This is a genomic window from Ensifer sp. Root954 (genome assembly GCF_001429005.1).
GTDB classification, from domain to species: Bacteria; Pseudomonadota; Alphaproteobacteria; order Rhizobiales; family Rhizobiaceae; genus Ensifer; species Ensifer adhaerens.
This window is the reverse complement of sequence record NZ_LMJM01000052.1, coordinates 379,717-392,079: the sequence shown is the minus strand read 5'-3', so window position 1 is coordinate 392,079 and position 12,363 is coordinate 379,717. Positions and strand designations below refer to the sequence as shown.

The 12,363-nt window shown below is 65.0% G+C and carries 12 protein-coding genes; 4 read left to right on the top strand and 8 right to left on the bottom strand.

Going from position 1 to position 12,363, the window contains the following annotated elements:
• Window positions 1-847: bifunctional phosphopantothenoylcysteine decarboxylase/phosphopantothenate--cysteine ligase CoaBC (gene coaBC, locus ASE71_RS32400; protein WP_244497398.1), on the bottom strand; the 847-nt coding region annotated here is incomplete at its 3' end.
• Between the two features lie 252 nt (window positions 848-1,099).
• On the opposite strand from coaBC, the gene ASE71_RS32395 reads away from it, so the two are divergent.
• Both ASE71_RS32395 and ASE71_RS32390 read left to right on the top strand, forming a co-directional pair.
• Window positions 1,100-2,911, top strand: coding sequence for a diguanylate cyclase (locus ASE71_RS32395; RefSeq protein ID WP_060519714.1), 1,812 nt, complete (start codon window positions 1,100-1,102; stop codon window positions 2,909-2,911).
• A 161-nt stretch (window positions 2,912-3,072) separates the two neighbouring features.
• Window positions 3,073-4,653 carry an ABC-F family ATP-binding cassette domain-containing protein gene (locus ASE71_RS32390; protein WP_060519716.1) on the top strand — a complete coding sequence of 527 codons (1,581 nt, stop codon included), beginning with the start codon at window positions 3,073-3,075 and terminating at the stop codon, window positions 4,651-4,653.
• Between the two features lie 5 nt (window positions 4,654-4,658).
• Here the strand turns inward: ASE71_RS32390 and ASE71_RS32385 are convergent, their stop codons facing one another.
• On the bottom strand, window positions 4,659-5,561 hold the full coding sequence (locus ASE71_RS32385) for a cation diffusion facilitator family transporter (protein WP_060519718.1): 903 nt from the start codon (window positions 5,559-5,561) through the stop codon (window positions 4,659-4,661).
• Window positions 5,562-5,774: 213 nt separating this feature from the next.
• Here ASE71_RS32385 and ASE71_RS32380 point away from each other — a divergent pair, with 213 nt between their 5' ends.
• Window positions 5,775-6,551 carry a DUF4239 domain-containing protein gene (locus ASE71_RS32380; RefSeq protein WP_060519720.1) on the top strand — a complete coding sequence of 259 codons (777 nt, stop codon included), beginning with the start codon at window positions 5,775-5,777 and terminating at the stop codon, window positions 6,549-6,551.
• 6 nt (window positions 6,552-6,557) lie between these two features.
• Here ASE71_RS32380 and ASE71_RS32375 read toward each other — a convergent pair whose 3' ends face one another.
• The 3 genes from ASE71_RS32375 to ASE71_RS32365 form a co-directional block, all read right to left on the bottom strand.
• Entirely contained in the window at window positions 6,558-7,826 is a 1,269-nt protein-coding gene (locus tag ASE71_RS32375; protein WP_060519722.1) for an MFS transporter, read from the bottom strand.
• 211 nt (window positions 7,827-8,037) lie between these two features.
• Window positions 8,038-8,508, bottom strand: a complete 471-nt coding sequence (locus tag ASE71_RS32370) for a nucleoside deaminase (protein WP_060519724.1) — start codon at window positions 8,506-8,508, stop codon at window positions 8,038-8,040.
• Window positions 8,509-8,519: 11 nt separating this feature from the next.
• Window positions 8,520-9,113, bottom strand: coding sequence for an ankyrin repeat domain-containing protein (locus tag ASE71_RS32365; protein WP_060519885.1), 594 nt, complete (start codon window positions 9,111-9,113; stop codon window positions 8,520-8,522).
• Window positions 9,114-9,471: 358 nt separating this feature from the next.
• On the opposite strand from ASE71_RS32365, the gene ASE71_RS32360 reads away from it, so the two are divergent.
• A complete protein-coding gene (locus ASE71_RS32360) occupies window positions 9,472-10,344 on the top strand; it encodes a LysR family transcriptional regulator (RefSeq protein WP_060519726.1) in 873 nt (290 codons plus the stop codon).
• Between the two features lie 52 nt (window positions 10,345-10,396).
• Here the strand turns inward: ASE71_RS32360 and ASE71_RS32355 are convergent, their stop codons facing one another.
• From ASE71_RS32355 to ASE71_RS32345, 3 genes are all read right to left on the bottom strand, one after another.
• Entirely contained in the window at window positions 10,397-11,176 is a 780-nt protein-coding gene (locus ASE71_RS32355; protein ID WP_060519727.1) for an SDR family oxidoreductase, read from the bottom strand.
• A 158-nt stretch (window positions 11,177-11,334) separates the two neighbouring features.
• Window positions 11,335-11,595 carry a hypothetical protein gene (locus tag ASE71_RS32350; RefSeq protein WP_034797516.1) on the bottom strand — a complete coding sequence of 87 codons (261 nt, stop codon included), beginning with the start codon at window positions 11,593-11,595 and terminating at the stop codon, window positions 11,335-11,337.
• Between the two features lie 169 nt (window positions 11,596-11,764).
• Complete coding sequence (locus ASE71_RS32345) at window positions 11,765-12,295, bottom strand: GNAT family N-acetyltransferase (RefSeq protein ID WP_060519729.1); 531 nt, start codon at window positions 12,293-12,295, stop codon at window positions 11,765-11,767.
• Window positions 12,296-12,363 lie beyond the last annotated feature (68 nt).

Below are 12,363 nucleotides of genomic sequence, written 5' to 3'. Positions count from 1 at the left end.
CCCGCCAGTCGGCAACGGCGGCGACCATGACGGCGACATCGGCGGGAAGGGCGGCAAGCACCGCATCGCGCATCTCTTCGGCCCGCTCCACATGCACGACTTTCACACCAACCGGATCCGGGATCGTCACCGGGCCGGAGACCAGCGTGACGTCGGCGCCGAGCTTTGCTAGCGCCGCGGCGATCGCATGGCCCTGCTTGCCGGAGGAGCGATTGGCAATGTAGCGCACCGGGTCGATCGGCTCATGCGTCGGCCCTGAGGTGACGACGACGCTGCGCCCGGCAAGCGGTTTTGGCGCGCCTAAGAGCAGGTCTTCAACGGCCGCGACGATCGCCAGCGGCTCACTCATGCGGCCTTCGCCGGCCTCGCCGCTTTCGGCCATTTCGCCCGCTTCCGGGCCGATGAAGCGGAGGCCGTCCCTCGCAAGCGTCGCCCGGTTGCGGCGCGTCGCCGGATGCGCCCACATTTTCGGGTTCATCGCCGGCGCAACCAGGACAGGGCGGTCCGTTGCCAACAGAATGGTCGAGGCGAGATCGTCCGCATGGCCGTTCGCCATCTTCGCCATCAGGTCGGCGGTCGCGGGTGCCACGACGATCAGATCGCATTCGCGCGCCAGCCGAATATGGCCGACGTCCTGCTCGTCCTCGCGCGAAAACAGGTCGAGATAGACATGCGAGGCCGAAAGCGCGCCGACGGCAAGCGGCGTCACGAACTCCTGTGCGCCCGCCGTCATGACCGGCCGCACGCTTGCACCGCGCTCCCTGAACCGTCGGATGAGATCGAGGCTCTTATAGGCCGCGATGCCGCCGGAGATGATGAGGAGAATACGCTTGCCCGACAGTGTCATTTGCACCCGGCCCTTCGGCCGTCCTCTCGCCCGGCATGGGCTGCCGAGCCTACGCGATACCAGAATAGTCCAGGCGATCGGCCTCACCGACGCCTTTGATGTCGAACCTACTTGAGCGATCTGCCGGGCGCAACGTGTCCGGAGGGGCCGGAACAAAAGCCGCGCCGCTTGCGTCAACCGGGGCAGGGGCTGTTGCCGAAGCCTGATAATGCGGTTAATCCGCTCTCAATCCGCGGGGGCTAAGCTTCTTCCATGCGAATAAATGCGATCACAAACTGGGCCTATGGCGTGACCGTCCTTCTGACGGGGCTTTCCGGTGCCGCTTTCATCCTGTCGACCGACAGCGCGATCAAGGAACGCCAGGCGGTTGAGCAACATCTGGTGCTTGACACGCTCGGCGAAGAGCTTGCGCTCGGGGCTGAAACGCGAAGTGACGAGGCACGTCTTTATGTGATGCGCGGCGACGAGCGCCATCTCGAAGCCTTCCACCGCGCCGAGGAAGAAGAACGCCGGCGCGAGGAGGCCACCAAGACCGCGACCAATCTTGGCGCAACGCCGGCGGAGATCGCCGCCTTGCAGGATATCGTTCGCGAGGCGGAAGCGCTCGACAAGGTCGAGGTTACCGCCATCGAGGCCTATCAGAAGGGTGACCGCGCCGGCGCGCAGGAAAAGCTCTTTGGGCCCGAGCACGAGCGTCTGCAGACCGCCCTTCTTGAGACGGTGGCGCGGTTCAGGGACCTGACCAACGTCCGCACCGGCGCGGCCCTCAACGAGGCGCAGGAGCGCAGCGATTGGTATGCGGCCGCCGCCAAGACGATGCTCGGCATCACCGCCGCCCTGTTCCTGAGCGTGCTCTATTTCATCCTCAAGCGTCGCGTCGCCATGCCGCTCACCCGCATGAGCGGCATCGTCACAAGACTTGCCGAGCAGGATTACGCCGTGGAAGTCCCGCTCGATCGCCGCAGCGACGAGATCGGCGAGATGAACAAGGCGATCCATATCTTCCGCGAAAACGGCCTCGAGCGGGACCGTCTGGACGCGGAGCGGCGGCTGGACCAGCAGACCAAGGATCTCATCCTGCAGATGATGCACCGGCTGCAGGCCTGCCAGAGCCAGGACGAACTGGCCGAGGTCGTCGCCCGTTTCGCGCCGCAGGTCTTTCCCAACCTCGCCGGCCATCTCTATGTGCTGAACGACAGCCGGACGCTCCTGTCGCGCGTCGGTACCTGGCTCGATCCGCAGCATTCGGCGCCGACGTTTCCGTCCAGCGCCTGCTGGGGGCTCCGCCGCGGCCGGCCGCATGTCAGCAACCGTGGCCACAGCGACATCGCCTGCCAGCACCTCGACGATGAAGGCGTGATCGGCCTCTGCGTGCCGCTGACGGCCCAGGGCGACACGATCGGGCTCCTCTACTTCGAGGAACGGTCTGAGGAGGAGTTCGCGGTCGAGGCGTCGCGCCTCTATCTCGAACTGATCGCCGAAAATATCGGGCTCGCCGTCGCCAATCTTCAGCTGCGCGAGAAGCTTACCAATCTCGCCGTCCGCGATGCGTTGACGGGCCTGCTCAACCGGCGCTGCCTCGATGAGGCGCTGAACCGGCAGCCGCGCGGGCAGGCCGGCAAGCCGCTCAGCTGCCTCATGATCGACATCGACCACTTCAAGCGCTTCAACGATGAGTTCGGCCACGATGCCGGCGACGTCGTCATGCAGTATGTCGCGCAGATCATCGTCGACACGGTCGGCGATGCCGGCAGTGCCTACCGTTTCGGCGGCGAGGAGTTCACCGTGCTCATGCCCGACGCCGGCGAAGCCGCGGGCTTCGAGCTTGCCGAGCGGCTGCGGACGCGGATCGGCACGACGCCGCTGTCGCATCGCGGCCGGATTCTGGGCACGGTTTCGGTCTCGGTCGGCGTTGCCTCGGCGCCGGACGATGGGCCTGTAGCCACGCTCCTGACCCGGGCCGATGCCGCTCTTCTCGACTCCAAGAACCACGGCCGAAACCGGAGCGTGCGGGCCTCCGGGCTCGTCTTCGGCGACGACGAGGTGCAGCGCAGCCTCGCCTGATCCCCTGGCCCCCGCAGGTCTGTATCGAAGGGCCTGCCTTGAAACGGGCGCATTCGATGCTATCTATGACCGCGATAGAAATTTGAACAGGATACACGCATCGATGGATTTCACCCTGACCGCCAAGCCGAACCGTCTTGCCATCAGGGAAAACCGTATCCATGCCTGCTTCGATTTCACTCTCCCGTATTTCGTGGTCCACGCCTGAGGGCCGAAGCCTCCTTTCCGATCTCGACCTGAGCTTTGGTCCCGTTCGCACCGGCCTTGTCGGTCGCAACGGCGTGGGAAAATCCACCCTGCTGCGACTGGTCGAGGGAACGCTGACGCCGCAGGCCGGCAAGGTCAGTGTCATCGGCAGCCTCGGTATGCTCAGCCAGACCGTTCAGGTCGCGGCCGACGAGACCGTCGCCAGTCTCTTCGGCGTCACCGACGCGCTTGCGGTTCTGCAGAAAGCAGAAGAGGGGCGCGCCACCCTTGACGAACTGGCTTCCGCCGACTGGACGCTGGAGGCCCGTATGGAGGAAGCGCTGGCGCGCGTCGGTCTGGACGCTTCGGCGGAAACACGCCTTTCCGCCTTGTCCGGCGGGCAGATGACCCGCGTGAAGCTTGCCGCGCTCGTCTTCAAGGAGCCGGACTTCATCCTGCTCGACGAACCCACCAACAATCTCGACCGCGAGGGGCGGGCGGCCGTCGCTGCGCTGATGGCGGGCTGGCGCGGCGGCGCCATCGTCGTCAGCCATGATCGCGAACTCCTGGAAGAGATGGACGCAATCGTCGAACTGACAACGCTCGGCGCCACCACCTACGGCGGCAATTGGAGCCACTATCGTGAACGCAAGGCGATCGAGCTGGCGTCTGCTCGCCACGATCTCGCCGATGCCGAGCGGCGTCTGGCCGAGGTCGAGCGCAAGACCCAGGAGACGGCCGAACGCAAGGCGCGCAAGGATGCCGCCGGCCGCCGCAAGCGCGCCAAGGGCGACGAACCCCTGCTCTTGCTCGACGCCAGGAAGGAGCGGAGCGAAAAGACCGGCGGCGACAATGCCCGCCTTGCGGACCGGCGACGGGACCAGGCGGTCGGCGATCTCGTCGAAGCGCGCGAGCGCATCGAAATCCTGCAGCCGCTGACTGTTCGCCTGCCGCCGACCGGACTGCCTGCCGGTCGCAGCGTCCTGCAGGTCGATAACGTCGGCGTCGGCTATGAACGGGAGAAGCCGATCGTCGACCGGCTGTCGCTCTCGATCGTCGGGCCGGAGCGCGTTGCGCTTACCGGCCGCAACGGTTCGGGCAAGACGACCCTGCTGTCGCTTCTGACGGGTGATCTGCAGCCATGGTCCGGCAGCGTGCGCCTGCTGGTCGATCACGCCATGCTCGACCAAAAGGTAAGCCTCCTCGATCCCGCGCTCTCTATCCGCGACAATTTTCGGGGTCTCAACCCTGATGCCAGCGAGAACGATTGCCGGGCAGCGCTCGCCCGCTTCATGTTCCGGGCGGATGCTGCCCTGCAGGTCGTCTCGAGCCTCAGCGGCGGCCAGATGCTCCGCGCCGGTCTCGCCTGTGTCCTCAGCGGCAGCAAGCCGCCGCAGCTCCTGATCCTCGACGAGCCGACCAACCATCTGGACATCGATTCCATCGAGGCGGTCGAGGCGGGGCTCAGGGCCTATGACGGCGCGCTGCTCGTCGTCAGCCACGACCGGGCCTTCCTGGAGGCGATCGGCATCACCAGGCGGGTCGAACTTTCGTGACGGGACTATTCCGCCCAGCGCGCGTCGCCGGTAAAGGCGATCGTCAGCCAGCGGTCATGGCCGGGATCACCGATCTCCTCGCCGATCTCGGCGCGGATCCGGTCGAGTTCGTCGAGCGTGCCGACCTTGGTTTCGGGCGTTCCGATCAGATAGACCTCGATCGTCCTGGAGCGCCCGACCTTGGCGACATAGGTGCGGTAATCGGCAAAGCCGTGGCGTGTGACGGCGTTCGCCGCTGCCTGCCGCACGCGCTCGTCAAGCTCGGCGGGTGCGACGAGGAAGATCTCCTTAAGCGCCTGGAAGACCGTGCGGATCGGCAGCGGGATCAGGCAGAGCGTCAGCACGATCAGGATCGCCGGGTCGACATAGGGCGTGACGTACTCGTAGGCCGTTCCCTTCAAGGCGGCGGCGATCGCAAAGGCGACGAGCAGGGCGGAGGTAATCGCGCCGGACATCGCCCAGGCGCGCACGTCGAGCGCCAGGAACTCCGAGCCGATCGGCCGGTTCGCCCGGCGTACATAGAAGAACATGAAGGCGCAGATCACCACGACGACGGCGGCATAGGCGATCGCCCAATCGAAGGCGAGGTGATTGCCGCCCGACAGAATGGAGCCGACGGCGTTCACCATCGCGTAGAAGGAAAGCAGGGTCAGAAGGCCGGCATTGAAGAGCAGCACCATCGGTTCGATGTGCCAGAAGCCCATCTGGAAGCGCTTGCTCGGTTTCGGGATAAGCTGCGTCACGCCAAGCGCAAGCAAGGTCATGGAGGCGTCGACGGCCGAGAAGACGCCGTCGAACACGATGGAAACCGAGCCCGATAGCAGACCGAAGATAACGCCCGTCACCCCGACGACCACGGTGGCCGCGATCGATTGTTTGAGGACTGTCTGTTCGCTTGGCGCACTCATGATCTTGTTATTACTCCGGTTTTGGTGGGGTGCGTAGGCGTTGGCAGTGTCGAAATGGTGGCAAGACGGGCGGATGGCGCTGCAAGCATAGCGTTTCGGCCAGCCGCAAGACAGCCGCCCAGGGCCTGGTCCGGGGCGTGCAGTTGTCTTTCGCCGGTCGTGGGCTCAGAATTGACGAAGGCCCGCGGCAGGAGAATGGGCTGTGGAGGGGACATGATCGTCGAGATGCTGCTCGGTGCACTCTTCGTGTGTGGCACGGTCGCACTGACGCTTGCTGCGTACTTCCTGATGCGGCTGATCATGGGCGGCGAGGCCGAGGGCCATGAAAAGGAGCTGGCCAGTTCGGTCATCTTCCGGATCTCGGCACTGCATGGCCTGATCCTTGCGCTCGTGTTCGCGCAGGAGATGGTCGAGTACCAGCAGCTCAAATACGAAATGGCGACCGAAGCCGGCGCTATCGCCGACATCTACTATGATGCCGCACGCTACGGCGAAGGCTTCAAGGCACCGATCCAGCAGGCGATCTCCGCCTACGTGTCCCAGGTGATCGACGGCGAGTGGCAGTCATTGGCCGACAAGGGCCGTCTTTCAAATGAGGCCTGGGCGTTCTGGGACAAGGCCTACCAGCATGTGCTGAACCTCGTGCCGGCCGACAAGCGTCAGGAGAGCCTGCGCAGCCAGATGCTGGAGCGGCTGCACGACGTTTCGCAGAGCCGAACCAAGCGGGAAAGCAACGTCGCGGACTCGATCGACAGCATCTTCTGGTTCGCGGCACTCTCCGGCGTGATCTTCATCGCGCTCGCCTACTATGCCTATCCGCCGAGGCGGCGGAACCTGCTGCTGCTCTGCCTCTTCGGCGCCTATACCGGCATCATCCTGTTCCTGATCTACGCCTTCTCCAATCCATATCAGCCGCCGGCAGCACTGGCGCCGGGGCCGCTCGAACGGGTACAGGAGCAGATCAACGCGTCGCCCGCGACCGGCGGATAACCGGTCTCAAGCGAACTGCCCCAGCCGCAGCAGGTCTCCCGTGGCGGCGCCATCGTCGAGCGCTGTGGTGCGCGCGGCCTCAGGACGCGGCGGCGGCATGGAATGGCCGATCGCAAACAGAAGCGCACCTGCCGCCGCAAATGCCCCGAACAGCAGGAACATGCCGGCGCCGCCGACGGCGCCAAGCGCAAGGCCGCCGGTGAGCGGCCCGAGGAAGTTTCCAAACGTCGAGAGCGAATGGGCACCGAAATAGGTGCCGCGGTTGCCGGCGTTCGAAATTCCGTCGACCAGCACATATTCCGACGGCACGACCAGCACCTCGCCTATGGTGAAAAGGATCATCGAGGCGACGAGCATTTCCATTCCGGACGAGGCGGCAAAGCCGATTTCGCCGATCAGGAACAGCAGGCTGCCAAGCGACAGCGCATGCAGGGCGCCGATCCGTTCGATGACGAAGCGGGCCGGCGTGCTGGCGACCAGCACCGTTACCGCGTTGGTCGAAACCAGCAGCGCAAAAAGCGTGACGCCGTCCTCAAAGCCGGTATTGAGATACTGCGACAGGGTCACGGACCACTGACCGTGAACGGCGAGAAGCAGCGTGCCGCCGACGACGAAGAAGACCAGGCGTCGGTCACGCAAGGCGGCGACAAGTCCGCGCCAGCCACCGGCACTCCCTGACGTTCGTTCGGCTTCGATAGCCTGCCTGCTGCTCGCCTCCGGTACCGTGAGCAAGAGTACGAGACCGAAGGCTGCGTGGATGACGCCCGCGATGACGAAAAGCGTCACATAGGCAGCGCCGACCCATACGCCGATCAATGGCCCGATCGCCCAGCCGGCATTGATGGCGAGATAACGCCAGGAGAAAACCTTGAGGCGCAGATGTTCAGGCGCCGCATCGCTCATCAAGGCGCGCGCGACCGGTTCAAAAACGGCGGCGGCAACGGCGGAAACGATGTGGGCCAGCGCGAAGGCGGCGATCGATTGTGCCAGTCCGAGCCCGGCCAGCGCCAGTCCGGCCATGAAGAGTGCGACGGTCAACACGCCTTTTCGGCCAATCCGATCGGAGAGCGTGCCGGCGAAGGGGCTGACGATCGCGCCGAGCAGCGGCCCCACGCCGATCAACGCGCCGATGCTGGCAGGGTTGAGGCCGAAGTCACGCTGGAGGCGGATTGCAAGGAAGGTCAGGCTCATGCCCTTGGCGATCGTCACCACACCGGAGCCCGCGATGAGAAGCAGCGCGACGAAGCGGCCGGCTTTTTCGGAATAGGCAGTCATCACGGGCACCTGCTGGCTGGAAACCGCCCGGTCTCCTTAAGGGATGGGGCGGCATAAAAGGAAGAAACGCCTATGCGATTACAGCCGGCACGTGTGTTCGGCAAGGGGCGTCGATTCCCAATGGGGCCCGGCATGAACAGAAAAGCCCGAGGCGGCCGTCGGCCGCCTCGGGGCTATTCGCAACGTGATGGCCGGGCGTTGGCCCGACGGCTCAAGTCTTGGCCTGGCGCTCTTGCCAGGCGGCGTAAAGCGGTGTCGTTTGGGCATCGTCGACCGGCACATGGCGGAAGCGCATGCCCTGCTCGGCGAGCGGTTTTGCCAGTTCCGCATAGATCGCTGCGGTCGAGAGGCCAAAGGGTTCGGCGTCGGCATTCGAGTTCGCATAGGCGATCTCGGTGATCCCGGCCATGCGCATGGCCGCCAGGCACATCGGGCAGGGCTGGCCGCTGGCATAGACGGCGGCGCCTTCGAGCCGCGGGGAACGAAGATTTTGGGCGGCGGAACGCAACGCGTTCAGTTCCGCATGCGAGGTCGGGTCGCCGGATGACAACATCTCGTTGACGCCGCGACCGACGATCTCGCCATCCTTGACGACGACGGCGCCGAAGGGGCGTCCGCCTTTTTCGATGTTGCGGCGGGCAAGCGCTACTGCCTCGGCCAGATAGGTCTGTTCCTGGGTCATGAGAGTTCTTTCTAGCGTGCGCCGGCGTCGGCCAGCAGCCTCTCGATCTTGCCATAGCCGCGCTGGCGGGCATGGTTCAGCGGGCTGACACCCTCGCCGTCGGCAAGGTTCACGTCGGCGCCGGCCTTGATCAGCAGGCGTACGATCTCGGTGTGCTTTTCACCGCCACTGCCGAGGATGATGGCTTCGAGCAGCGCGGTCCAGCCGAGGCGGTTGACGTGATCGACGTCGATGCCGGCTTCGATCAAGGTCTTGACGGTCTCGACATGGCCGCGCTCGGCGGCCGGGATCAGCGCCGTTCCGCCATAGCGGTTGGTGCTCTTGAGGTCGGCGCCATTGGCAAGCGTCAACTTCAGGATGTCGAGATGCCCACGCGCGCCGGCATAGAGATAGGGGCTGTCCTGGATCTTGTCCTTGGCGTTGACGTCGGCGCCGGCCTCGATCAGGGCACGCGCCGCATCGACGCGATTTTCATGGGTGGCGGCGAGCAGCGCCGTCGCACCGCTGGCGTCGCGCGCTTCGATGCTCGCGCCTTCCTTGAGCAGCGCCTTGACCTTGTCTGGATCGCCGGTCTCGGCGGCGGAGATCAGCTGGTTTTCAAGCATCGAGGCCCCCACGGTTTGAGGTGCAAGGCTGAAGGCGGCAATGGATGCGCCGATCAGCGAGCCGAAAAGTCTTGGTCGCATTTGTTCTTTCCGATCATGCGGGCCGGCCGAATGGGTCGGTCGATCGCAATGGTTCCGGTTAAGAGCGGACGAGGAAACCTCGAAAGGGCTCCATCCGTGCCGCTCTTGCTCATCGCAATCTCGTGCTTACTTGAGCCGATCCGTGACCTTTTCAAGGGCGCAAGACACGCGTCGTCGCCGAACGTCTCCCGCGCCCGGCGTGGCCCTCCCGTGTGCGACCATAGGCAGTGCCGCATTCATTTGGAAATTAAATGTATGAATGCTATCAAGTGGAAATATGAATGCTCAACCTTTCGATCTGGATCTGCTGAAAGCCTTCGCGGCGGTGGCCGATTGCGGCGGTTTCACCGCTGCGGCCGGCCGGCTCAATTCCACCCAGTCGACCGTCAGCCAGAAAGTCCTGCGGCTGGAAGAGCAGGCCGGCCATCGGCTGCTCGAACGCAGCCATCGCCAGGTCCGCCTGACGGAAGCGGGCGAGCAGTTGATCGGCTATGCGCGGCGCATGCTGGCGCTGGACGCGGAAGTGCGGCAGCTTCTCTCGGGCGCATCGGTTGCTGCGACGCTGCGCCTCGGCCTGCCCGAAGACTTTGCCGCCGGCCGCACGACCAGCACACTCGCGGCCTTTGCCCGCCGCCACGAGAATGTCAGGCTCGAAGTGACGAGCGGGCTCAGCCGCGAGCTGCGGTCGCTCTATGATCGCGGCGAGCTCGATATCGTCGTCGTCAAGCAGCGCCGCGGCACGGGCGATGCCGTGAAACAGTGGCAGGAAAGCCTGTGCTGGATCGACAGCGCCGCCCATCCTGTTCTGGCGCTCGATCCTGTGCCGCTCGTCGTCTTTCCGCCGCGCGGCCTCTATCGCGACGACATGGTGGCGGCACTGGATGCCTCAGGGCGACGCTGGCGCGTGAGTTATACCAGTTCCAGTCTCGCCAGCATTCAGTCGGCGGTCGCCGATGGGCTGGGCATCAGCCTGCTGCCGGCCCGCGTCGTCCACGACCGGCACCGGACGGTGGGGCCGCAGCAAGGACTGCCGCTGATCGAGACGATGGAGATCGCCCTCTATTACCGGCCCGAGGCCGGCGCGCTGGTCACGCGGTTGGCCGAAGACCTCTCGGCGCTCATCGGCGATGACAGTCGGGACGAGGTATGACCTCGCCTTCGTAGCTCACCCCAATCCGTCGGCGGAAATGTCCAGAACGGTATCAGAGCATCGAGCGGCTGAGGCCGCCATCGATGGGCAGCGCCACGCCGGTGATGTAGCTTGCCTGACGGCCCGCGAGGAAGGCTGTGGCCGCCCCGAATTCCGCCGGCGTGCCGTAGCGGCCGATCGGGATGTCGCGTTGGCTGCGGGCTGCGACCGTCTCGATATCGAGCCCTTCGCTTTCGGCGTCCATCCGGTCGAAGCTGAGCGTGCGGTCTGTGGCAAGCCTTCCGGGCAGAAGCAGGTTCACGGTCACGCCGTCGGCAGCGACCTCGCCGGCGAGCGTCTTCAGCCAGCCGGCAACCGCACTTCTGAGCGCATTCGACGCGGTGAGCCCGACGATCGGTTCGCGGATACTGGTGGAGGCGACGGCGATAATGCGCCCGAACTGGCGTTCCCGCATGCCGGGCAGCAGCCGGCCGGCGATGCGCATGCCGGCCAGCACCATGGTCTCGAATTGCGCCCGCCAGAAGTCCGGTTCGATGACCGAGGCAGGTGAGGGCGGCGGCCCGCCGCCATTCAGCACCAGAATGTCGATCGCGCCGAAATCGGCTTCGAGCTGGTCCAGCAGGCCATCGAGGCTTTCGGGCTTCGAGAGGTCGAGGGCGTAGCCGCGCGCCGAAGGGCTGATGTCGCCTGCCACCTTGGCCGCCGATGTCGCGTCGCGGCCGGTCAGCGCCACGATGACGCCTTCGCCGGCGAGAGCCTCGGCAATGCCGCGCCCCAGCCCCTTGCTGCCGCCAAGCACCAGCGCACGTTTTCCGGCGATACCAAGATCCATGACCGACCCTCCTCGATTGCGGAATTCAGAATGGCTTGGCATCCGAGCTACACCAGATTTTCTCGCAGCGGAATCCTTTTGACGTCAGTGGATGTCGGAATGCAAAAGCCCGGCCGCACCGCGGCCGGGCTCTCAAGCGCCCTCCCTCATTCTGTCGCTTAGCGGCAGATGCGGATTTTCTTGTAGTAGCGGTTGCCGTAGCTGTCGTAGCGCTTCACCGTCTTCAGGAAGCAATAGGGTTCGTCCTCGTAGTAGTAGGGTCCGCCATAATAGCTGCCGACGTAGCCGACACGGCCGCTCCAGCCATGACCGTAGTAGCCGTTGCCGAAGCCGATCGAAATACCACCGGCCTGCGACGGTGCTGCAAAGGAGATGGCAGCGGTGATGGCGACAGCGGCTGCGACGATGAACTTGCGCATGATGATCTCTCCTCCGGATGGGTTGGGATGAACCTTTGTCATCCATGAGACGAAAGTCGCATGAAGCCGAGATATTCGCAGTTCCGGATGGAACAGGATGCTGCCGGCGGTTGCGCTGGATCGCAATCGGCCGGCCACAGTCCGTGCCGGTTGCCGGCCGTTGCGGCCTTCAAGCGGCCTTCGGCGCCGCAGGCTCACGAATGCGGGCCATCGCGAACACGTCGGCCAGCACACCGTTCCTCAGCGCATAGGCCCGGTGCGTACCCTCCATCTCGAAGCCGGCCTTGCGGTAGAGTGCGATCGCGGGCTCGTTGTCGGTAAAGACCGTAAGCTCGATGCGGCTGATGCCGAGCCAGTTATCGGCGGCGTCGATCAGAGCGGTCAGCAGCGACTTACCGATGCCCTCGCCGCGATGGTCGTCGTCGACGCTGATCCCAAGGGCCGCGGAATGATGCCGGCGCCCCTTGCTGCGATGCAGTCCGGCCATGCCGAGGATCCGGTCGGCGCGCTCGGCGACGATGACGACGCTGTCGTCCGAGAGGCTCTCCAACCACTTGCGTGTCTGTTCCGGGGTGGCGAACGGCTGGCGCAGCGTGCCCGAGCGGATGCCCGGCTGGCTCATCAGCGCCGCGATCGCTTCGAAATCGACGACGCGGGCCGCGCGGATGTTGATATCTGAAGGGTCGGTTGCGTCAGTCATTGTTTCCTCTCTTTGGTTCCGAGGAAACAGGTCCCAACCCTGCTCGCCTCGGCAGGGTTGGTGGGGGA